The 21,180-nt window shown below is 60.9% G+C and carries 20 protein-coding genes; 16 read left to right on the plus strand and 4 right to left on the minus strand.

The features are described 5' to 3' along the window. Position 1 precedes the first annotated feature (1 nt). The 3 genes from BMY45_RS10015 to BMY45_RS10025 all read left to right on the plus strand — a co-directional run bounded on the left by BMY45_RS10015 (position 2) and on the right by BMY45_RS10025 (position 3,065). A complete protein-coding gene (locus tag BMY45_RS10015) occupies positions 2-994 on the plus strand; it encodes an NAD-dependent epimerase/dehydratase family protein (RefSeq protein WP_092397136.1) in 993 nt (330 codons plus the stop codon). A 108-nt stretch (positions 995-1,102) separates the two neighbouring features. Next, the gene (locus BMY45_RS10020) at positions 1,103-1,987 is read left to right on the plus strand and encodes an ATPase (protein WP_092397138.1); all 885 of its coding nucleotides are present in this window, start codon (positions 1,103-1,105) and stop codon (positions 1,985-1,987) included. 235 nt (positions 1,988-2,222) lie between these two features. Further along, positions 2,223-3,065, plus strand: coding sequence for a cache domain-containing protein (locus BMY45_RS10025; protein ID WP_092397140.1), 843 nt, complete (start codon positions 2,223-2,225; stop codon positions 3,063-3,065). A gap of 158 nt (positions 3,066-3,223) precedes the next feature. On the opposite strand, the gene rapA is transcribed toward BMY45_RS10025, so the two are convergent. Then, positions 3,224-6,070: an RNA polymerase-associated protein RapA gene (gene rapA, locus BMY45_RS10030; protein ID WP_092397142.1), complete on the minus strand. Its 2,847-nt coding sequence runs from the start codon at positions 6,068-6,070 to the stop codon at positions 3,224-3,226. 248 nt (positions 6,071-6,318) lie between these two features. Here rapA and BMY45_RS10035 point away from each other — a divergent pair, with 248 nt between their 5' ends. The 3 genes from BMY45_RS10035 (at position 6,319) to ccoM (ending at position 7,179) form a co-directional block, all read left to right on the plus strand. Beyond that, positions 6,319-6,660 carry an aspartate-semialdehyde dehydrogenase gene (locus BMY45_RS10035; protein ID WP_092397144.1) on the plus strand — a complete coding sequence of 114 codons (342 nt, stop codon included), beginning with the start codon at positions 6,319-6,321 and terminating at the stop codon, positions 6,658-6,660. 93 nt (positions 6,661-6,753) lie between these two features. Beyond that, the gene (locus BMY45_RS28155) at positions 6,754-6,915 is read left to right on the plus strand and encodes a hypothetical protein (protein ID WP_092397146.1); all 162 of its coding nucleotides are present in this window, start codon (positions 6,754-6,756) and stop codon (positions 6,913-6,915) included. Positions 6,916-7,062: 147 nt separating this feature from the next. Continuing rightward, positions 7,063-7,179, plus strand: coding sequence for a cytochrome c oxidase subunit CcoM (gene ccoM, locus BMY45_RS28535; RefSeq protein ID WP_025212288.1), 117 nt, complete (start codon positions 7,063-7,065; stop codon positions 7,177-7,179). A gap of 249 nt (positions 7,180-7,428) precedes the next feature. On the opposite strand, the gene BMY45_RS10045 is transcribed toward ccoM, so the two are convergent. Continuing rightward, positions 7,429-8,904 carry an inorganic phosphate transporter gene (locus BMY45_RS10045; RefSeq protein ID WP_092397148.1) on the minus strand — a complete coding sequence of 492 codons (1,476 nt, stop codon included), beginning with the start codon at positions 8,902-8,904 and terminating at the stop codon, positions 7,429-7,431. Between the two features lie 361 nt (positions 8,905-9,265). Further along, positions 9,266-9,466: a hypothetical protein gene (locus BMY45_RS10050; RefSeq protein ID WP_047228318.1), complete on the minus strand. Its 201-nt coding sequence runs from the start codon at positions 9,464-9,466 to the stop codon at positions 9,266-9,268. Between the two features lie 564 nt (positions 9,467-10,030). Here BMY45_RS10050 and pcaR point away from each other — a divergent pair. From pcaR to pcaC, 10 genes are all read left to right on the plus strand, one after another. Beyond that, on the plus strand, positions 10,031-10,873 hold the full coding sequence (gene pcaR / locus BMY45_RS10055) for a pca regulon transcriptional regulator PcaR (RefSeq protein ID WP_092397150.1): 843 nt from the start codon (positions 10,031-10,033) through the stop codon (positions 10,871-10,873). A gap of 291 nt (positions 10,874-11,164) precedes the next feature. Then, positions 11,165-12,511 (plus strand): 4-hydroxybenzoate transporter PcaK, encoded by a 1,347-nt coding sequence (locus BMY45_RS10060; protein ID WP_092397152.1) that lies wholly within the window; start codon positions 11,165-11,167, stop codon positions 12,509-12,511. A gap of 293 nt (positions 12,512-12,804) precedes the next feature. Further along, the gene (locus BMY45_RS10065; RefSeq protein WP_092397154.1) at positions 12,805-13,662 is read left to right on the plus strand and encodes a CoA transferase subunit A; all 858 of its coding nucleotides are present in this window, start codon (positions 12,805-12,807) and stop codon (positions 13,660-13,662) included. Further along, positions 13,659-14,441 (plus strand): CoA-transferase subunit beta, encoded by a 783-nt coding sequence (locus BMY45_RS10070; RefSeq protein ID WP_171061413.1) that lies wholly within the window; start codon positions 13,659-13,661, stop codon positions 14,439-14,441. Before BMY45_RS10065 ends, BMY45_RS10070 begins: the two co-directional genes overlap by 4 nt. Continuing rightward, the gene (gene pcaF, locus BMY45_RS10075; protein WP_177193335.1) at positions 14,438-15,643 is read left to right on the plus strand and encodes a 3-oxoadipyl-CoA thiolase; all 1,206 of its coding nucleotides are present in this window, start codon (positions 14,438-14,440) and stop codon (positions 15,641-15,643) included. Before BMY45_RS10070 ends, pcaF begins: the two co-directional genes overlap by 4 nt. A gap of 36 nt (positions 15,644-15,679) precedes the next feature. After that, positions 15,680-16,384, plus strand: coding sequence for a protocatechuate 3,4-dioxygenase subunit beta (pcaH, locus tag BMY45_RS10080; protein WP_092397158.1), 705 nt, complete (start codon positions 15,680-15,682; stop codon positions 16,382-16,384). Between the two features lies 1 nt (position 16,385). Further along, positions 16,386-16,952, plus strand: coding sequence for a protocatechuate 3,4-dioxygenase subunit alpha (pcaG, locus tag BMY45_RS10085; RefSeq protein WP_092397160.1), 567 nt, complete (start codon positions 16,386-16,388; stop codon positions 16,950-16,952). 134 nt (positions 16,953-17,086) lie between these two features. After that, entirely contained in the window at positions 17,087-18,451 is a 1,365-nt protein-coding gene (locus BMY45_RS10090) for a 3-carboxy-cis,cis-muconate cycloisomerase (RefSeq protein ID WP_092397162.1), read from the plus strand. 12 nt (positions 18,452-18,463) lie between these two features. Then, complete coding sequence (gene pcaD / locus BMY45_RS10095; RefSeq protein WP_092397164.1) at positions 18,464-19,264, plus strand: 3-oxoadipate enol-lactonase; 801 nt, start codon at positions 18,464-18,466, stop codon at positions 19,262-19,264. Positions 19,265-19,274: 10 nt separating this feature from the next. Further along, positions 19,275-19,667 (plus strand): 4-carboxymuconolactone decarboxylase, encoded by a 393-nt coding sequence (pcaC, locus tag BMY45_RS10100; protein ID WP_014336968.1) that lies wholly within the window; start codon positions 19,275-19,277, stop codon positions 19,665-19,667. Between the two features lie 224 nt (positions 19,668-19,891). Here pcaC and BMY45_RS10105 read toward each other — a convergent pair whose 3' ends face one another. Further along, positions 19,892-21,145 (minus strand): OprD family porin, encoded by a 1,254-nt coding sequence (locus BMY45_RS10105; protein WP_092397166.1) that lies wholly within the window; start codon positions 21,143-21,145, stop codon positions 19,892-19,894. Positions 21,146-21,180 lie beyond the last annotated feature (35 nt).

Here is a 21,180-nt window from a genome sequence, read left to right on the forward strand (position 1 = left end):
CATGAAAATTCTGGTTACCGGCGCAAGCGGCTTCATTGGCGGGCGCTTTGCGCGTTTCGCTCTGGAGCAGGGCCTGGATGTGCGGGTCAACGGTCGCCGGGCCGAGAGCGTTGAGCACCTGGTGCGTCGCGGGGCGCAGTTCATCCCGGGGGATCTGAGTGACCCGTTGCTGGCTCGGGACCTGTGCCTGGGTGTTGACAGTGTCGTGCATTGCGCCGGTTCCGTGGGGCTTTGGGGCCGCTATCAGGATTTTCACCAGGGTAACGTCCAGGTCACGGAAAATATTGTCGAGGCCTGCCTCAAGCAGAAGGTCCGGCGCCTGGTTCATCTGTCATCGCCGTCTATTTACTTCGACGGCCGGGACCATCTGGACCTGACCGAAGAACAAGTGCCCAAGCGCTTCAAACATCCCTACGCGGCCACCAAATACCTGGCTGAACAGAAAGTCTTCGGGGCGCAGGAGTTCGGTCTCGAAGTCCTGGCTCTGCGCCCGCGCTTTGTCACCGGCGCCGGCGACATGAGCATTTTCCCCCGGCTGTTGAAAATGCAACGCAAAGGCCGCTTGGCCATTGTCGGTAACGGGTTGAACAAGGTGGACTTCACCAGCGTGCAGAATCTCAACGAAGCGCTGCTCAGCAGTCTTTTGGCCGGCGAATCGGCCCTTGGCAAGGCTTACAACATTAGTAACGGCACGCCGGTGCCGTTGTGGGATGTGGTCAATTATGTGATGCGACAGATGGAAGTCCCACAGGTCCGGCGTTATCGTTCCTACGGGCTGGCCTACAGCATCGCCGCCCTGAATGAAGGTTTTTGCACATTATGGCCGGGCCGTCCCGAACCGACGTTGTCGCGCCTGGGCATGCAGGTCATGAACAAGCATTTCACCCTGGACATCAGCCGGGCCCGGCATTATCTGGATTACGATCCACAGGTCAGCTTGTGGACCGCTCTTGATGAGTTCTGCGCCTGGTGGAAAGCCCAGGATGCCCGCTGATCGCCCCGTCATGAACCGAGTGCCAGGTTCGGGGTCAATCGGTGCGGCGGGCGAGGGGGTTATACTCGCTGCATCGAGCCAACACCGGTTTCCCAAAGGTTGAACCCAATGCCCATGCGTAACGATTCCAACGACGACTTCGATGATATACCGAGCTTGCGGATGCGGGCCGACATTCCCGATGACGATGACTTTCTGCCTGAGCGCGAACGCCCGCCCCACGTGCAAGCGCGCCCGGCACCTGTTGCGGCGGCCAAGGTCAAGGGGGCCAGTACCGGGCCACTGTGGGCACTGGTCGGTGCGCTGTTGTGTGCGCTTGCCTTCCTGGCGTGGTGGAGCTTCCAGCAGATTTCCTTGATGGAACAGCAACTGGTGGCCACCCAGGAAAGCTTTGCGCGCATCAGTGAGGATGCGGCGGGGCGCTTGCAGGACATTTCCGGCAAAGTTGTAGCCGGTCAGTCCAATGTCATGAGCGACAGTGAAGCCTTGAAGTTGCAGATCAAACAGCTGGAAAACAAGCTTCAGGAGCAGAGCAAGCAATTCGATAACAAGCTGCAGGAACAGTACAAACAACAACTGGTCGCGTTCGGGCCGTCCGCCGATCTGGGCAAGGAACTGGCCCAGATCATGGCTCAGACCACTGAACAGCAGAACGCCAACACTCAGCTGCAAGCTTCCAACAAGGAACTCCAAGCCCAGGTCCAGGCGCTGGCGGCTGAAGTTTCCGCCCTGAAAAACCAGGGCGAAGACGGTGCCCTCGATGCCCGGCTCAAGAGCATCGGTGCCGACATCACCGCTTTGAAAAGAGCCACTTCCAACTCTGCCATCGAACGCCTGGAACAGGACGTGATCGTGCTCAAGAGCCAGCAGGACAACGGTGGCACCAACACTGCCGAGTTCGACGCCTTCCGCGGCCAGGTCACCCGCAACATCAACACGCTGCAGGCGCAGATCCGCAACCTGCAACAGCAACTCGGCAGCCGGGCTCAATAACAAAGCTGTAGTCGCGAGCGATGGACCAGTTTGCGTGTGCCACTGCCATCGCAAGCAGGCTCGCTCCCACATTGTGAGCCGAGGCGCTCGCAAAATTTTTCGGCCGCTGCAAATTCCTGTGGGAGCGAGCCTGCTCGCGATGACGGCCTGACAGTCAATCCAACACCCAGTGAAGCAACGCTCTCCACCCAGCCGTCTACGCTCTTGAAACACCAACAAGAACGAGGACGCGCGTATGGGTTTTTTTCACAAGATTGCCTGGCTAGGCGCAATGCTGATGCTCGGGGTGGCACAGGTTCAGGCGGCCACTCCGGATGACGGCCAGGCGGCCCGAGCACTGCTGGAAAAGGCCCTGGCCTATTACCACGACAAGGGTGACAAGGCGTTTGCCGCGTTCAGTCGTCAAGGGGAGTTTGTTGACAAGGATCGCTACGTCTTCGTGGTGGATACCCAAGGTGTGATGCTCGCCAGCGGCGGTCCTTCTTCGGCGCTGATCGGGCGAGACGTTTCCGAGGTCCTGGGACCGGACTTGCGCAAAGCCTTCAAGGACGCCTTGAAAACTCCCGAAGCCAGTGGCATCCAGCAAGCCGAGTATCGCTGGCAGAACTGGGCTGACGGCAAGGTCGAGCGCAAGCATGTGTATTTCCAGCGGGTCGGCGAGCGAATCCTGGCCGTCGGCTACTACCTGCCACGGGCTTCCGCCGAGCAGGCCCGCGCATTGCTGGACAAGGCTTCTAGCGACCTGATGCAAAACGAAAAACCCACGCTGATGGCGATCAACTCCCTCAAGGGCGGTTACCTGCAGGATGACCTGTATGTCTTTGTCGTCGACCTCAATACCCGGCGCTATGTTGGCCACGGCACCAACCTGCGGTTGATCAATACCGATTTCGCCAAGGTCAAGGACCCGGATGGCAAAGCGGTGGGCGAGCCGATACTGGCGCTGATCGAGAAACAGAACGAGGGAGAGTACGAATACCGCTGGAAGAACCCGGTGACCGACAAGGTCGAGGACAAGCACGCGTACCTGAAGAAGGTCGGGCATTTCCTGGTGGCGGTGGGGTATTACAGTCCTTGAAGCGAGGCGCTGGATATCGTGGCGAGGGAGCTTGCTCCCGCTGGACCGGGCTGGCGCTCCAGTGCGCAGCGCCCCCCAAAAAAGGGGCCGCTTCGCAGCCCAGCGGGAGCAAGCTCCCTCGCCACAGTTGAATCCAGACAGCCTTCAGGGAGTGGCAATCAGCCCGCCACCAACACTCGAATGGCCTCCAGGCGCAGTGCCGCTTTCTCAAGCATCGCCAAACCTTGCTCACGCTGTTGGCGCAGAGCCACCAGTTCGCTGTCGCGTACCGTCGGGTTGACCGCTTGCAGGGCGGTCAGGCGCGCCAGTTCTTCGTCGGTATCGGCTGCCAGGCGACGCTGGGCTTCGGCCACGCGTTCGGCGTGACGCGGGGCGATCTTCTCTTCACCGGCGTTGATCCGTGGCGAGAGCTGGTCACGCTGGGCCTGGATGAACTTGTTGGCGCTGGCCCGGGGCACGCTTTCCAATTGATCGTTCAACGTCTCGAACGAGACTCGGGCGGCGAGGTCGTTGCCATTGGCGTCCAGCAGGCAGCGCAGGGCGGCCGGCGGCAGGTAACGGCCCAATTGCAGGGAGCGCGGGGCAACCACTTCACTGACATAGAGCAGTTCCAGCAACACGGTGCCGGGTTTGAGGGCTTTGTTCTTGATCAGCGCTACGGCGGTATTGCCCATGGAGCCGGACAGCACCAGGTCCATGCCGCCTTGCACCATCGGGTGCTCCCAGGTAATGAACTGCATGTCTTCGCGAGACAGCGCCTGGTTGCGGTCGTAGGTGATGGTCACGCCTTCGTCGTCGCCCAGCGGGAAGCTGGCATCGAGCATTTTTTCGCTCGGCTTGAGGATCAGCGCGTTGTCCGAATGGTCCTCGCTGTCGATGCCGAACGCATCGAACAGCGTTTCCATGTAGATCGGCAGGGCGAACTGGTCGTCTTGTTCGAGAATGGCTTCCACCAGCGCATCGCCTTCACCCGCGCCGCCGGAGTTGAGCTCCAGCAGACGGTCGCGGCCGGTGTGCAACTCGGCCTCCAGGCGTTCGCGTTCGGCGCGGGCTTCGTCGATCAAGGCTTGCCACTGGCCGTCATCGGCTTCCTCCAGCAAGGGCAGCAGGCGCGGGCCGAACTGATGCTGCAAGGCGTTGCCGGTCGGGCAGGTATTGAGGAACGCGTTCAGAGCCTCGTGATACCACTGGAACAGCCGCGCTTGCGGACTGGTTTCCAGGTACGGCGCATGCAGCTCGATGGTATGTTTCTGGCCGATCCGGTCCAGACGGCCAATACGCTGCTCCAGCAGGTCCGGGTGCGACGGCAGGTCGAACAACACCAAATGGTGGGCGAACTGGAAGTTGCGGCCTTCGCTGCCGATTTCCGAGCAGATCAGCACCTGGGCACCGAACTCTTCGTCGGCGAAGTAAGCCGCCGCGCGGTCGCGCTCCAGGATGTTCATGCCTTCATGGAATACCGTCGCCGGGATGCCGGAACGCACGCGCAGGGCATCTTCCAGGTCCATGGCGGTCTCGGCATGGGCGCAGATCACCAGCACTTTGGTACGCTTGAGCATCTTCAGCGTGTCGATCAGCCACTCGACCCGTGGGTCGAAACGCCACCAGCGCTGTTCTTCGTTGGCGTCCGGCTGAGCCTGGAAGCTGACTTCCGGGTACAGCTCGGCGTGATCGCCCAAGGGTAGTTCGAGGTACTCATCCGGGCATGGCAGCGGATAAGCGTGCAGCTTGCGCTCCGGGAAACCCTGTACGGCGGCGCGCGTATTGCGAAACAGCACGCGGCCGGTGCCATGACGGTCCAGCAGCTCACGGACCAGACGGGCGCTGGCTTCGACATCGCCATCATTGACGGCAGTCAGTAGCGCTTCGCCTTCGTTCCCCAGGAAACCGTGAATGGTCTTGTGCGCCTCGGGCGAGAGACGGCCCTTGTCCAGCAATTCCTGCACGGCCTCGGCCACCGGGCGATAGTTTTCGCTCTCGGCGCGAAAGGCCTTGAGGTCATGGAAGCGGTTCGGGTCCAGCAGGCGCAGACGGGCGAAGTGGCTGTCCTGGCCCAACTGTTCCGGGGTCGCGGTCAGCAGCAGCACGCCGGGAATCGTCTCGGCAAGCTGTTCGACCAAGGCGTAATGCGGGCTGACCTGATCTTCGTGCCAGACCAGGTGGTGGGCTTCGTCGACCACCATCAGGTCCCAGCCGGCGGCAAACAGCGCGTCCTGGGCCTTCTCATCGTCCACCAGCCACTCCAGCGCCACCAGGGCCAATTGGGTGTCTTCGAACGGGTTGCTGGCATCGCTTTCGATGAAGCGTTCTTCGTCGAACAAGGCGACCTGCAGGTTGAAGCGCCGACGCATTTCCACCAGCCACTGGTGCTGAAGGTTTTCCGGTACCAGGATCAGCACGCGGCTGGCGCGGCCGGAGAGCAGTTGACGGTGGATGATCAGACCGGCTTCGATGGTCTTGCCCAGGCCCACTTCGTCTGCCAGCAATACCCGTGGCGCAATGCGGTCGGCCACTTCACGGGCGATGTGCAATTGGTGGGCGATGGGCTGGGCACGTACGCCGCCCAGGCCCCAGAGCGGCGATTGCAACTGGCGGCTGGTGTGTTCCAGGGTGTGGTAGCGCAAGGAAAACCATGCCAGCGGGTCGATCTGGCCGGCGAACAGACGGTCGCTGGCCAGGCGGAACTGGATAAAGTTCGACAGCTGGGTTTCCGGCAGAGTGACGACTTCGTTCTGCCCATTGAGGCCGTGGTAGACCAGCAGCCCGTCGACATCGTCGACTTCACGCACGGTCATTTTCCAGCCTTCGAAGTGAGTGATCACATCGCCCGGCGAAAATCGCACGCGGGTGAGGGGCGCATTCCGTAGCGCGTACTGGCGAGTGTCGCCAGTGGCCGGATAGAGCACGGTCAACAAGCGGCCGTCCTGTGCCAGAACGGTGCCTAAACCCAGCTCGGCTTCGCTGTCACTGATCCAGCGTTGCCCCGGTTGATACTGCTGCGCCATGCTGCCTGACTCCCGCCTTGAAAAAGCCGGTTATCTTAACGGAATGATCCCTCAGACCAAAGGATTTACGTAGACATCGGGTCGCCATGGGCATGGATTACTTACCGGCGGTGCGGAACTTAAGTGTGCTAAGTGATCAAACAAGCTCGGCCCGGCCTATTGTGATAATGCCAACCGGGTCACAAGTTTCAGACCAGCGGTTCAAGCTGTTCCTCGCTCAGCCGACAACCTGAAGACAGGAGACCTTTATGTTGCCACCCATGCTCCCTTTGAGCGCCGTACCCATCACCGCTCAACAGGATCCGGTCCGCCAGCGACCGGACATACCGCCCGTGGTCCCGGTGCAGCAAAGCTCCAATGAAAGCACCATCGACCTGAAAAATCGCGACCCGGAGGAGGCTGCGCTGTTGCTGCGCGAGGAGCAACAGCGCCAGCAGGAACGCCACAAGCGCCGCCGCGAAGCCGACGAAGATCCTGAAGCGCACCTGGCCGTACCCGGTACTGAACTGAACGCCGATAACACCGTGCCTGTGGTGCCGCTGATAGAGGGAGAGGAACGTCAGGGGTTGTGGGTCGATATTCAGGTCTGATCCAGGCTTTGCCGACACCAGCAGGCTGGTCAACACCGCCAACAGCCGCCATCATGGGCGCATCCGCCATTTACCGCACGATGCCGACACGCCATGAGCCAAGACGACAAACTGATCGACCTCAGCGCTGAGCGCGCCAAACGCGTTCACGACCTCAACGAAAAGCGCCTTAACGAAGTCCGCCAGGCTTTCGAGCAAGCCATGCCGTTGGGCAAAACCCAGAAAAAAACCAAGAAAAAACCAAAAAAGCGCTGACCGCCCCCCTCCATTCATTGATACAGATCAGTTATTTCCCCTCCTTTTCGCCGCGTCGCGAGCGTTATTGACTCCGGTCAATTTTCATCCAGGCCTGATTGGTTAACTTGAACCCATCGCAACAGGGGCAAGACCAGGAGGCCAGTCATGTTTTTCGATAATGTGGTGTTTGCCGGAGTGTTGACCGTCGGCCTCATGTTCGTGTTTTTCGCCGGCTTTGGATTATTCATCTGGAAAGATGCACACAAGCGCAAAAAGCCATAGGTCTTTCCAGCGACAACGAGCACGCAAGGCATTTTGGGCGACTTCGGTCGCCCTTTTTTTTGGGTTTTTTCAGGCCTGCACCACTTTCCTTGTGGGAGCGGGCTTGCTCGCGAAAGCGATGTGTCAGCCACTGTACAGGTAACTGACCCGACGCCTTCGCGAGCAAGCCCGCTCCCACAAAGTGGTGGTTCTGGGCATAAAAAAAGGTGCGATCCGCAAGGATCGCACCTTCTTTTTGAGCTGCTGGTATCAGCTGCCGAGGGCCTTGGACGCCAGCCAGAACAGCGCGGCCGAGAGGGCCACCGTGGCCGGCAAGGTCAGTACCCAGGCTAGCAGGATGGTCCGTACCGTGCCGCTTTGCAGACCGCTCTTGTTGGCGACCATGGTGCCCGCCACGCCGGACGACAGTACGTGGGTGGTGGAAACCGGCAGGCTGAAGATGTTCGCCGCACCGATCATGCACGCTGTGGTGATTTGCGCCGACATACCTTGAGCGTAGGTCATGCCTTGTTTGCCGATCTTCTCACCGATGGTCAGCACCACACGCTTCCAGCCGACCATGGTGCCCAGGCCCAGGGCCAGGGCGACTGCCAGAATCACCCAGAACGGGGCATATTCTGTAGTGGCGGTCAGGTCCTTGCGCAGCTTGTTCAGGTCGTCTTTCTCACGGGCCGCCAGGCCAGGCAACTTACCAACCTTCTTCGCCGTGTCGTCCAGGCAGAGCAGGTAGCGACGCACTTCGATGCGGCTTTCCGATGGCAGCGAGTGATAGTCCGCCACGCCTTTGAGCCTCTCGAGCAGGGCTGCGATGGTGGGTTCGGTCTGTTGCGGGTTGCAGCTGAATTTCTCTGGCAGATCGCCCTTCACACTTTTGCCAAGCGCCAGGTATTCACCCAACGACTCGCTGTTGCGCTGGTAGAACTGACTCAGGTGCAACGTCGCGTCGCGGGTGCGCTCGATCTGGTAGGTGGTGCTGTTCAGGTCAAGCACGAACTGCGCCGGTACGATACCGATCAGCACCAGCATGATCAGGCCGATGCCTTTCTGGCCATCGTTGGAGCCGTGGACAAAGCTCACGGCCATGGCCGAAATCACCAGCACCAGGCGATTCCAGAACGGCGGGTGTTTCTTGTCGTCGATCTTGCGGCGCTGTTCCGGCGTTTTGTGCATCTTTGACAGCGGACGCCACCACTTCAGGCCAATCAATACCAGGGCGGCAATCAGGAAACCTGCCATGGGCGAGAACACCAGGGAGGCACCGATATCGATTGCTTTCTGCCAGTTCACCCCGTCGGCCAACGGGATATCGTTGATCAGCGCGTTGGCCAGGCCCACGCCGAGGATCGAACCGATCAGCGTGTGGGAACTGGAGGCTGGGATACCGAAGTACCAGGTGCCCAGGTTCCAGGTGATGGCCGCTGCGAGCAGCGAAAACACCATGGCCAGCCCGTGTCCAGTGTTCACATTGATCAGCAGCTCTACCGGCAGCAGGTGAACGATGGCATACGCCACGCCCACACCGCCCAGCAGCACGCCGAGGAAGTTGAACACACCGGAAAAGAACACCGCCAGATGAGGCGGCATCGCTTTGGTGTAGATAACAGTGGCCACCGCGTTTGCGGTGTCATGAAAGCCGTTGATGAACTCGAAGGCGAGGACAAAGGCCAGGGCGAGCAAGAGGCTCACAAGCACCCAAGCATCCAGTCCGCTAAATAAATCGATCATGAAGGTTTTCTGACCCGGTCGTAAGGGGGCGCGATTATGCCAGAAAACCTCGGTAATCGATGCATTGCCTGCTCATCGGTAACATTCTTCAACGAAATAATGTGCAGGCCCCCCTTCGAACCCTGGCGTTTAGCGGGTTGCGCAACCCATTGATTCGGGAGCGGAAAGCGCGCCAGGCAAGGGGCCGCTCGTCGTTGAACGAGCCTCAAGCGGTTGTGCGAAAAATCTGAAAAGAAGGTAAGCCATGGCCATTCCTCGACCGTTGTCGGGGAAATGGCGGCCCGCTCATGGCGGGCGTCCGGCACGGGCCGGCCAGGGTGTCGGCCGGATACCGCTTCACAAGAACATCAAGCGCTGAGCATTACCGCTCTTCCGCTTTGAGTTCCTGTTCCATTTTCTGAAGTTCCTGGGTAAAGGCCTGGTCCTGAACGGTGGCGCGTTTACGCCAGGGTTTGCGTTCCGGTTCAGGTTGCGCGGCGTAGGTGGTGATTTCCCCGCCGTAAACTTCCTTGTAACGTTGTTCCTGGCGCTCAAGTTCCGCGCGCAGTTCGTCTTTCGTCACAGTATTACCTAATGGATTGAATGGGTCTGGTGATACGCACTGCATGTAGACATGCAGACGGCCACGGCACCAGAGCTGACAGCTGACGTAGCATCAGGAGTTTCGTATAACGCCGATACGGGGGAAGCGCCATCCGGGTGCTTCGGGCACCGGCTGCCGGCACCACGCAGGATAGAAACCTGCAATGCCTGCGGACGGGAGCGGTCGATTGCCGCACCGTCACTGAGGGGCATTATAGCGGCCTGTCCGAAGAACACTATCGGGAAAAGTTAAAAGAATCTGTTGTTGTGTGAATCAATATTTGTATGTGCAACTTGTGGCAATTAGGTTTCAGGCAACGCCAGACAATGTCGTTATCCACTCTCCTGGCGCGCACTGCGTTCAATACTCGTGGCGTCATTACTTATTTATCAACCCTTCACACAAAAGCAAGGCGGGTGGGGGGAGCTGTGATTGCGATTATCGGTTGATGGTTCGATAATCGAACGGTGCTGACAGCCCGCCCCTTGTCTGTTCATCGGGCAGCCGCTTGTAATAGCCGCCATTCCCCGGGAAGGACCAGATATGAACGACCAATTGCGCAACGCCTTCGCTTCTGTAGCGCCACCCATCGTTGCTTCGCCGGCCAAGCGCATCCAGGCCCTGACCGGTGACCCGGACTTCATGACGTCCCTGGCCCGTGGGTTGGCCGTGGTCCAGGCGTTTCAGGAGCGCAAACGGCACCTGACCATCGCTCAGATCAGCCACCGCACGGAAATTCCCCGCGCCGCCGTCAGACGTTGCCTGCATACCTTGATCAAACTCGGCTACGCCACCACCGACGGACGGACCTATTCGCTGCTGCCCAAAGTATTGACCCTGGGTCATGCCTATCTGTCATCGACGCCTCTGGCCGTGTCCGCGCAGCCGTATCTGGACCGAATGAGCGAACAGCTGCATGAGGCCTGTAACATGGCGACGCTTGAAGGCGACGACATTCTTTATATCGCCCGTTCGGCCACCACCCAGCGGCTGATATCCGTGGACCTGTCTGTCGGCGGACGCCTGCCGGCCTATTGCACCTCGATGGGCAGAATTCTTCTGGCGGCACTGGACGACGCCTCCCTGCGAGATTACCTCGATCATGCCGACCTGCAGGCCAAGACCAGCCGGACCCTGCACACTCCCCAGGCTTTGCTGGAGTGTTTGCAAGAAGTGCGGCAGCAGGGATGGTGCATCGTCGACCAGGAACTGGAGCAGGGGCTGCGCTCGATTGCCGTGCCTGTCTACGACGCCTCCGGCCAGGTGGTGGCGGCGCTGAATGTCAGTACCCATGCCGGGCGGGTCAGCCGCAATGAACTGGAACAGCGCTTCCTACCGGGCCTGTTGGGCGCCAGCCGCGACTTGAGCGCGCAACTGTTCACTTAAGCTGTTCGATAAACGCACAGAGTCGCCTCTGACGAATTGACGGTATTTGCCTCGGATCATTAATGTCGCGGCAGCGTCATCCGACGTGATCGAGCCTGCCTCGACCGATGGATGGCGGCCCAATAATAATGAGAGGCACACCTGCCATGCATACCTCCTGCGGCCTTCACCTTGACGATCGACCGGCCTGTTTGCCCCAGATCGCCCGCTAACCAACATTTTTTTGCAGCCTTGCGGTTTATTTGCCGGGCCTCTGTTCGCCTGCGTTTTCTTGCGTGGAATAAAAACAAGATGAACCAACCCCAGACCTCTGTAGGCAATTGCCTCGACGTGCAGTCCTTCATCAACGCTCAACCCATCTCGCGCTATCAGTGGCGGGTGGTGATTCTGTGCTTCCTGATTGTTTTTCTCGACGGCCTCGACACGGCGGCCATGGGCTTCATCGCCCCGGCGCTCTCCCAGGACTGGGGCATTGATCGGGCCAGCCTGGGCCCGGTCATGAGTGCGGCGCTGATCGGCATGGTGTTCGGGGCTCTCGGCTCCGGTCCGTTGGCAGACCGTTTCGGCCGAAAAGTTGTGCTGGTAGGCGCGGTCGTGCTGTTCGGCGCGTTCAGCCTGGCATCGGCCTACAGCACCAATATCGACCAATTGTTGGTGCTGCGCTTTCTGACCGGCCTGGGGTTGGGCGCCGGCATGCCGAACGCCACCACCTTACTGTCGGAATACACCCCGGAGCGTAAAAAATCGTTGCTGGTGACCAGCATGTTCTGCGGCTTCAACCTGGGCATGGCCGGCGGCGGGTTTATCTCGGCCAAATTGATACCGGCGTTCGGTTGGCACAGCCTGCTGCTGATCGGCGGGATCCTGCCGTTGATCCTGGCGGTGGTGCTGGTGTTCTGGTTGCCGGAGTCGGCACGTTATCTGGTGGTGCGCAATCGCGGCACGGACAAGGTGCGCAAGACCCTGGCCCCGATCGATCCGCACACCGTCGCCCAGGCAGCGAGTTTCAGTGTGCCAGAACAAAAAACCGTGAAAACCCGCAACGTACTGGCGGTGATTTTCTCCGGCACCTACAGCGCCGGAACGTTATTGTTGTGGCTGACCTACTTCATGGGGCTGGTGATTGTTTACCTGCTGACCAGTTGGTTGCCGACGCTGATGCGCGACAGCGGCGCGAGCATGGAGCAGGCGGCGTTTATCGGAGCGTTGTTTCAGTTCGGCGGCGTATTGAGCGCGGTTGGGGTGGGGTGGGCGATGGACCGGTTCAATCCGCACAAGGTCATCGGCATTTTCTACTTGATGGCCGGGATATTTGCCTACGCGGTGGGGCAGAGTCTGGGCAACATTACCTTGCTCGCCACGTTGGTGCTTGTGGCCGGCATGTGCGTCAACGGCGCGCAATCGGCGATGCCGTCGCTGGCGGCGCGGTTCTATCCGACCCAAGGCCGGGCCACCGGTGTCTCGTGGATGCTGGGCATCGGCCGTTTCGGCGCGATCCTCGGCGCCTGGATGGGCGCGACATTGTTGGGCCTGGGCTGGAACTTCGAACAGGTCCTGACCGCCCTGGTCATTCCAGCGGCCTTGGCGACGGCGGCGGTGGTGATCAAGGGCATGGTCAGTCATGCGGATGCGACGTGAGCCAATGATCTGAACCTTGCGGCAGACCTGTGGGAGCGAGCCTGCTCGCGATAGCGGTGTGTCAACTTGCATAAGTGTTGGCTGACCCACTTCAATCGCGAGCAGGCTCGCTCCCACAGGATCAGGGTGTTTGGGAAATCGTTAGCCAAACAACAATCTGTTCGATAAACGAACACTCAGTCGATTATCGGATTGTTTGGCTATCACCCTCAGCTTAATCTTCAGTCACTCCGGCGCTTAAACCTCGCGCCTTTTTCTTCATCTTGATCTACTGAAAAACGGGAGCCTGCCCCATGGCTGAAATCCTTTCGCTGCACGACGCAGTGAAGCAATTCGTCAATGACGGCGATACCGTCGCGCTCGAAGGCTTCACTCACCTGATTCCGACGGCGGCGGGTCATGAAATCATTCGCCAGGGCAAGAAAGACCTGACCTTGGTGCGGATGACGCCTGACCTGATCTACGATCAGTTGATCGGCGCCGGTTGTGCTCGCAAGCTGATTTTCTCCTGGGGCGGCAATCCTGGGGTGGGCTCCCTGCACCGGCTGCGCGATGCCGTAGAAAAGCAGTGGCCGCAGCCGCTGGAGATCGAAGAGCACAGCCACGCCGACCTGGCCAATGCCTACGTCGCCGGGGCCTCAGGCCTGCCATTCGCGGTGCTGCGGGCCTACGCCGGCTCTGATCTGCCAAAGGTCAATCCGCTGATCAAAAGCGTAACCTGCCCCTTCACCGGGGAAGTGCTGGCCGCCGTGCCATCCGTGCGCCCGGACATTACAGTGATCCACGCTCAAAAAGCCGACCGCAAGGGCAATGTCCTGTTGTGGGGCATTCTCGGCGTGCAGAAAGAAGCCGCCCTGGCCGCCAAGCGCTGCATCGTCACCGTGGAAGAAATCGTCGATGACCTCAACGCACCAATGAACGCCTGCGTGTTGCCAACCTGGGCGCTGAGCGCGGTGTGCCACGTCCCGGGCGGCGCTCATCCGTCCTACGCCCACGGCTACACCGAACGTGACAACCGTTTCTATCAGGCGTGGGACCCCATCGCCCGGGACCGTGAGACGTTTACTGCCTGGATCAACGAATACATCCACGGCACCCGGGATTTCAGCGAATTCAGAACCCGACTGGCTGCTGCTTCGGAGGCGAAATAATGACGTACTCCACCAATGAAATGATGACCGTCGCCGCGGCCCGTCGATTGCAGAACAACGCTGTGTGCTTCGTGGGCATCGGCCTGCCGTCGAAGGCCGCCAACCTGGCGCGGCTGACCTCGTCGCCGGATGTGGTCCTGATCTACGAATCCGGTCCGATCGGTGCCAAGCCCAGCGTATTGCCGCTGTCCATCGGTGATGGTGAGCTGGCTGAGACCGCGGACACTGTCGTGCCGACCGGTGAGATTTTTCGCTACTGGTTGCAGGGCGGACGCATCGACGTCGGCTTTCTCGGTGCAGCCCAGGTCGACCGTTTCGGCAACATCAACACCACGGTGGTGGGCGACTACCATCAACCGAAAGTCCGCTTGCCGGGCGCCGGTGGTGCACCGGAAATCGCCGGTTCGGCCAAGAGCGTGCTGATCATCCTCAAGCAGTCGGCGCGCTCGTTTGTCGACAAGCTGGATTTCATCACCTCGGTCGGTCACGGCGAGGGCGGTGATTCCCGTAAACGCCTGGGCCTGCCGGGCGCCGGTCCGGTAGGTATCATCACCGACTTGTGCATCATGGAGCCGGAAGCCGGCAGCCATGAGTTTGTGGTCACCGCGCTGCACCCCGGCGTAACCCGCGAGCAAGTCGTTGCCGCCACCGGTTGGGCGATTCGTTTTGCCGACCAGGTGCAAACCACTGCCGAGCCGACCGAAACAGAGCTGCGCGCCCTGCGCGATCTCGAAGCACGTACTGCCGCGGCCCACGGCCAGGCACCGGGAGAAGCGTGATGCGCGACGTTTATATCTGTGATGCGATTCGAACCCCCATCGGTCGCTTCGGTGGCGGTTTGTCCGCGGTGCGCGCCGATGACCTGGCCGCCGTGCCGATCAAGGCGCTGATGGAGCGCAACCCTTCGGTGGATTGGAATGCCGTGGACGAAGTGTTTCTCGGCTGCGCCAACCAGGCCGGCGAAGACAACCGCAACGTGGCGCGCATGGCGCTGCTGCTGGCTGGCCTGCCGCAGAGCATTCCCGGCGTAACCCTCAACCGCCTTTGCGCCTCGGGCATGGACGCCGTCGGCACGGCCTTCCGCGCCATCGCCAGCGGCGAAATGGAATTGGCCATCGCCGGCGGTGTGGAGTCGATGTCCCGCGCACCGTTCGTGATGGGCAAGGCCGATGCCGCGTTCTCGCGCAACATGAAGCTGGAGGACACCACCATCGGCTGGCGCTTTATCAATCCGTTGATGAAAAGCCAATACGGCGTGGACGCGATGCCCCAGACCGCCGATAACGTGGCCGATGATTACGCGGTGTCCCGCGCTGACCAGGATGCTTTCGCCTTGCGTAGTCAGCAGCGCACGGCGGTCGCCCAGGCCGCAGGGTATTTCGCCGAAGAAATCGTCCCGGTGCGCGTCGCCCACAAGAAAGGCGAAACCGTGGTCGAGCAGGACGAACATCCCCGCGCCGACACGACGCTGGAGACCTTGAGCAAACTCAAGCCGGTCAACGGTCCAGACAAAACCGTCACCGCCGGCAACGCCTCGGGCGTGAACGATGGCGCGGCGGCTATGATCCTGGCGTCGGCCGAAGCGGTGAAGAAACACGGGCTGACGCCGCGGGGCAAAGTGTTAGGCATGGCCAGTGCCGGTGTGGCGCCTCGGGTGATGGGCATCGGCCCGGTGCCCGCGGTGCGTAAGCTTACTGAGCGCCTGGGCCTGGCGGTCGCCGACTTTGACGTGATCGAGCTTAACGAAGCCTTCGCCAGCCAGGGGTTGGCGGTGCTGCGTGAGCTGGGGCTGGCGGACGACGCGCCGCAGGTGAACCCCAATGGCGGCGCCATCGCCCTCGGTCATCCGCTGGGCATGAGCGGAGCGCGGCTGGTGCTGACGGCGTTGCATCATCTGGAAAAGACCGGCGGCAAGAAGGGCCTGGCGACCATGTGTGTTGGCGTCGGCCAGGGGCTGGCGTTGGCAATCGAACGCGTCTGACGCGTCGTTCTACTAATAAGAACCGAGGAATGCTTCATGACTGACAAGCCTGGTTATCGTCGCCCCCAAGCGGGCACCCAGCCGGAGTACCTGCACCCGCCGTACCAGTCCACCAACCTGCGCTCGCCGTCCAAGCCGTTGGTGTTCCTGCCGCATTCGCTGTCGGAAATCACCGGCCCGACTGTCGGTGCCGACCGTGTGCAGGAGAAGGATAACGACCTGACTGCCCAGCATGCCGGCGAGCCACTGGGGGAGCGGATCATCATTCACGGGCGCGTGCTGGATGAGCATGGCCAGCCTGTGCCGGGCATCCTGGTGGAGATCTGGCAGGCCAACGCCGCCGGGCGTTACAACCATGACCGCGACAACCATGACGCGCCGCTGGACCCGAACTTCACCGGCACCGGTCGCACCGTCACCGACGCTGACGGTGGGTATCAGTTCCAGACCATCAAGCCCGGCGCCTACCCGTGGGGCAACCATCACAACGCCTGGCGCCCGGCGCATATCCATTTCTCACTGTTCGGGCCGAGCATTCTGACGCGGCTGGTGACGCAGATGTATTTCCCCGGCGACCCACTCTTGGCCTACGATCCGATCTACAACTGCGTGCCGGACACCAGCGCCAAGGAACGTCTGATCGCCCGTTTCGACCTGGAAAAAACCATTCCTCACTACGCCCTCGGTTATCGTTGGGACATCGTATTGCGCGGCCGCGATGCCACGCCGATGGAGAAATAAGATGACGCTCACCGCCACTACGTCTCACACCGTTGGCCCTTACTACCACATCGGCCTGACCTGGCTGAACCGCGAAGACCTGACTGTCGCTCAAACCCTCGGCCAGCGCGTGGCGATCACCGGGCAGGTGATCGACGGCAACGGCGAGTTCGTCAATGACGCGATGCTGGAAGTCTGGCAGGCCAACGCCGCCGGAAAATACGCGCACCCGGAAGACGACCAGGACAAGCCCCTGGACCCGAATTTCGAAGGTTTTGGCCGGGTGCCGGTGGATGCCGAAGGGCGTTTTCGTTTCACCACCATCAAGCCGGGCTCCGTGCCGGGTCTTGGCGGTACGACCCAGGCGCCGCACCTTGTAGTGCTGGTGTTTGCCCGCGGTCTGGTCAAGCATTTGCTGACGCGAATCTACTTCGATGGCGAGCCGGCCAACGAAACCGATCCGCTGCTGGCCTGCGTGCCCGAAGAGCGTCGCGCCACGTTGATCACCCAGCCTGATGCGTCGGGCGTGTATCAGTGGAACGTGGTCCTGCAGGGAACAGATGCCGAGACGGTGTTCTTCGATTACTGAGTCCGCTTCGGTCCATTGCGGGCAAACCTTGCCCCCACAAGCGCTGCACAATACCTTGCAAGCAAGGTTTGCCCGAGTACCGATCAGTGACCGACAGCGCGGTGCTGTCCGACCTGCACACCCAAGGACTTTTTATGAGCGAACGACCGGGTAATCAGCTCTTTGATGCCTACTTCACCGCCCGCCACATGCGCGAGGTGTTTTGTGATGCGGGCCGGGTGCAGGCCATGCTCGATGTCGAGGCGGCGCTGGCCCGGGCTGAGGCGAAGGTGGGCTTGATCCCTGTCAGCGCAGTGGCTCCGATCGAGAAGGCCTGTGACGCGCAGTTGTACGATTTTTCGGCGTTGAGCGAGGCGATTGCCACGGCGGGCAATTCGGCGATTCCACTGGTCAAGGCCCTCGGTAAGCGCATTGCCGCTGAAGACGCCGAGGCTGAGCGCTACGTGCACCTGGGGGCCACCAGTCAGGATGTGATGGACAGTGGGTTGGTGCTGCAACTGCGCCAGGCATTGGGTTTGATTGAAGGCGAACTGGCGCAACTGGCCACGATTCTCGCCCGCCAAGCCGAACGCTACGCCGCCACGCCATTGGCCGGACGCACTTGGTTGCAACATGCAACACCGGTGACCCTGGGCATGAAGATCGCCGGGTGGCTGGGGGCGATCACCCGTAGCCGCCAACGCTTGAATGAGCTCAAGCCGCGCTTGCTGGTGTTGCAGTTCGGTGGTGCCTCCGGAACGCTTGCTGCGCTGGGTGAACAGGCTTTGCCCATCGCCGAAGCGCTGGCCGCCGAACTGCAATTGAGCTTGCCGGAACAACCTTGGCACACCCAGCGCGATCGCCTGGTTGAGTTCGGTTCGGTACTGGGCTTGATCGCCGGCAGCCTTGGCAAACTGGGCCGCGACATCAGCTTGTTGATGCAGACCGAGGCCAGTGAAGCGTTCGAACCCTCGGCGCCAGGCAAGGGCGGTTCGTCCACCATGCCGCACAAGCGCAACCCGGTGGGTGCTGCCGTACTGATTGGCGCCGCGACCCGAGTCCCAGGCCTGTTGTCGACGCTGTTCAGCGCCATGCCCCAGGAGCACGAACGCAGCCTGGGCCTGTGGCACGCCGAATGGGAAACCCTGCCGGAGATTTGCTGCCTGGTGTCCGGCGCCCTGCAACAGGCGCGGCTGCTGGCCGAAGGTCTGGAAGTGGACGCGGCGCGCATGGCTCGCAATCTGGAACTGACCCAAGGGCTGGTGCTGGCCGAAGCAGTAAGCATCGTCTTGGCCCAGCGGGTCGGCCGCGACACCGCGCACCATTTGTTGGAGCAATGCTGCAAACGCGCCGTGGCTGAGCAACGTCATTTGCGGGACGTATTGGGGGACGAACCTCAGGTCACTGCGCAGTTGTCCGCCACTGAGTTGGATGAGTTGCTCGACCCCGCTCACTACCTCGGCCAAGCCCAGACCTGGGTCGCCCGCGCCGTAGCTGAACACCTTGCCTTGAACGCCTGAAAGGAGACTGTTGTGGGATTCGTCAAACTCGCCGAAGGCGAACTGAACTATTGCTTCGATGGGCCGCAAGACGCCCCGGTGCTGGTGCTCTCCAACTCCCTGGGCACCGATCTGCACATGTGGGACGAGCAGGTCGCGGCCTTCAGCGAACACTTTCGCGTGCTGCGTTTCGACACGCGCGGCCACGGTCAATCATTGGTGACTGAAGGGCCGTACAGCATCGAACAACTGGGCCGCGACGTGCTGGCGATGCTCGATCAGCTGAACATCGACAAGGTGCATTTTTGCGGGTTGTCCATGGGCGGATTGATCGGCCAATGGCTGGGGATCAATGCCGGCGAGCGGCTGCACAAACTGGTGGTGTGCAACACCGCCGCCAAGATCGGCGACCCTTCAGTGTGGAATCCGCGCATTGAAACTGTGCTGCGGGACGGCAAGGCGGCGATGGTCGCGCTGCGGGATGCTTCAATTGCCCGCTGGTTTACCGCGGATTTTGCCGAGGCCCAACCTGCGAAGGTGAAGAAAATCACCGACATGCTCGCCGCCACTTCGCCCCAAGGCTACGCAGCTAACTGCGCGGCAGTGCGCGATGCCGACTTCCGTGAGCAGCTGTCGTCGATCCGCGTACCGCTGCTGGTGGTCGCCGGTACCGAGGATGCCGTGACCCCACCGTCGGGCGGGCACTTTATCCAGGAGCGGGTCAACGGCGCTGAATATGCCGAATTCCATGCCGCGCACCTGTCCAACGTCCAGGCCGGCGCTGCGTTCAGCGAACGGGTGCTGGCTTTCCTGCTGGGCTCCAGTGGTTCTTGAGGGTTTTTTTGTGGACGAGAAACAACGTTACGACGAAGGCATGCAAGTACGCCGCGCGGTGCTGGGCGATGCCCACGTCGACCGTAGCCTGAATGCCTTGACCGAGTTCAACAGTGAGTTCCAGGAGATGATCACCCGTCATGCCTGGGGCGACATCTGGACCCGCCCAGGCCTGCCGCGCCACACCCGCAGCCTGATCACTATCGCCATGCTGATCGGCATGAACCGCAACGAAGAACTCAAACTGCACCTGCGCGCCGCTGCCAATAATGGTGTGAGCCGCAGCGAGATCAAGGAAGTGATCATGCAGAGTGCTATCTATTGCGGCATCCCGGCGGCCAACGCCACCTTCCACCTGGCTGAGTCGGTGTGGGATGAGCTGGGCGTCGAATCGCGGGCTTGAGAACCACCGCTAGTCCTCTGTGGGAGCGAGCAAGCTTGCGATAGCGGTGTGTCAGCCTGCATGGTTGCTGAATATGCCGCCGCCATCGCGAGCAGGCTCGCTCCCACAGGGGCTTTGCGGTGGATACAAATTTTGAGGCCACACAAAAAACAGTGTGGGAGCGAGCCTGCTCGCGATGACGGTGGGTCTGTCACCTTAAATGCCGACCGACCCACCGCAGGGCTTTACAGCAAGCTGATCGGGTAGCTGACGATCAGCCGGTTTTCATCGAACTCAGTGGTGCTGAAGTCCCGGCGCATCGTCGAGTTCCGCCATTTCACGTTAAGGCTCTTCAACGCACCGCTCTGTACGGTGTAGGCCAGTTCGCTTTCGCGGCCCCATTCCTTACCATCGGTGATGGTGCCGGTGTGCACGTTGTCACCACTGATGTAGCGGTTCATCAGGGTCAGGCCCGGTACACCGACGGCGGCGAAGTTGAAGTCGTGGCGCACTTGCCAGGATTTTTCCTGGGCGTTGTCGTAGCTGGAGTTGTAGCTGTCGTTGGCCAGGGTGCCGCCGCTGGTGCCGTTGACGCGCATCCAGCCGTCGTCGCCGCTGAGTTTTTGCAGGCCGACGTAGAAGGTGTTGCCACCGTATTTGGCCGAGAGCATGGCGAAGGCGGTCTTGTTGTCCAGGTCGCCCGCCAGGGCACTGCCTTCTTCTTTGCCGATGAAGTAGCCGAGGTTGGCGCCCAGGGTCCAGTCACCGATGGGCTGGCTGTGGGTCAGGTTGAAATATTTTTGCTGGTAGATGTCCGACAGTTCCGCGTACCAGACGCCGACCTGAGTGCGCTTGTCGTTGAAGGCGTATTCGCCACCGCCGAAGTTGAAGCGATCGGAGAGGAACGCACCACGACCGTTCATGGACATGTCTTCCATGCTCGCGTCGTTGCGCATGCTGTTGGCGCGGAACTGGCCGCCGTACAGGCTCAAGCCGTTGATCTCGGTGGAGGTGACCTGACCGCCGCGGAAGGTCTGCGGCAGGGAGCGGCCGTCGTCAGAGCGCAGGATCGGCAGCACTGGCATCCATTCGCCGACTTTCAGTTCGGTTTTCGACACCTTGGCCTTGAGCGCGACGCCCAGGCGACCGAAGTCATCGGCCGGACGGCCATCATCATGCACCGGCAGCAAGCCGGTATTGGCAGTGCCACGACCGCCGTCGAGTTTGACCGAGTACATGCCCAGCACGTCCATGCCGAAACCCACCGTGCCCTGGGTAAACCCGGACTTGGCGTCGAGAATGAAACTCTGGGTCCATTCCTCGGCTTTGCCTTGCGCGTTATCCGGGTTGGTGAAGTTGCGGTTGATGTAGAAGTTGCGCAGGTTGAGATTGACCTTGGCGTCTTCGACAAACCCCGACTCCGCGGCCAGAACGGGCAGGGCGGTACTGGTCAGGGCGACGGCAATGAGGCTGGGGAAAAAGTGCTGTGTCGGTTTCATGGGCATGTCTCTATTTTTTTTGTGGACGAAGCGGG

The sequence above is a fragment of the Pseudomonas sp. NFACC39-1 genome (assembly GCF_900110355.1).
In the GTDB taxonomy this organism is placed as follows: Bacteria; Pseudomonadota; Gammaproteobacteria; order Pseudomonadales; family Pseudomonadaceae; genus Aquipseudomonas; species Aquipseudomonas tehranensis.

What these genes read in the sequence shown, in the direction of transcription:
- BMY45_RS10090 (WP_092397162.1), top strand. Translation starts at nt 17,087, where the DNA reads ATGAGCGAACGACCGGGTAATCAGCTCTTTGATGCCTACTTCACCGCC.
- BMY45_RS10105 (WP_092397166.1), bottom strand. Translation starts at nt 21,145, where the DNA reads ATGAAACCGACACAGCACTTTTTCCCCAGCCTCATTGCCGTCGCCCTG.
- BMY45_RS10060 (WP_092397152.1), top strand. Translation starts at nt 11,165, where the DNA reads ATGAACCAACCCCAGACCTCTGTAGGCAATTGCCTCGACGTGCAGTCC.
- pcaR (WP_092397150.1), top strand. Translation starts at nt 10,031, where the DNA reads ATGAACGACCAATTGCGCAACGCCTTCGCTTCTGTAGCGCCACCCATC.
- pcaG (WP_092397160.1), top strand. Translation starts at nt 16,386, where the DNA reads ATGACGCTCACCGCCACTACGTCTCACACCGTTGGCCCTTACTACCAC.
- BMY45_RS10035 (WP_092397144.1), top strand. Translation starts at nt 6,319, where the DNA reads ATGTTGCCACCCATGCTCCCTTTGAGCGCCGTACCCATCACCGCTCAA.
- BMY45_RS28155 (WP_092397146.1), top strand. Translation starts at nt 6,754, where the DNA reads ATGAGCCAAGACGACAAACTGATCGACCTCAGCGCTGAGCGCGCCAAA.
- pcaH (WP_092397158.1), top strand. Translation starts at nt 15,680, where the DNA reads ATGACTGACAAGCCTGGTTATCGTCGCCCCCAAGCGGGCACCCAGCCG.
- BMY45_RS10020 (WP_092397138.1), top strand. Translation starts at nt 1,103, where the DNA reads ATGCCCATGCGTAACGATTCCAACGACGACTTCGATGATATACCGAGC.
- rapA (WP_092397142.1), bottom strand. Translation starts at nt 6,070, where the DNA reads ATGGCGCAGCAGTATCAACCGGGGCAACGCTGGATCAGTGACAGCGAA.
- BMY45_RS10025 (WP_092397140.1), top strand. Translation starts at nt 2,223, where the DNA reads ATGGGTTTTTTTCACAAGATTGCCTGGCTAGGCGCAATGCTGATGCTC.
- BMY45_RS10045 (WP_092397148.1), bottom strand. Translation starts at nt 8,904, where the DNA reads ATGATCGATTTATTTAGCGGACTGGATGCTTGGGTGCTTGTGAGCCTC.
- BMY45_RS10015 (WP_092397136.1), top strand. Translation starts at nt 2, where the DNA reads ATGAAAATTCTGGTTACCGGCGCAAGCGGCTTCATTGGCGGGCGCTTT.
- ccoM (WP_025212288.1), top strand. Translation starts at nt 7,063, where the DNA reads ATGTTTTTCGATAATGTGGTGTTTGCCGGAGTGTTGACCGTCGGCCTC.
- BMY45_RS10065 (WP_092397154.1), top strand. Translation starts at nt 12,805, where the DNA reads ATGGCTGAAATCCTTTCGCTGCACGACGCAGTGAAGCAATTCGTCAAT.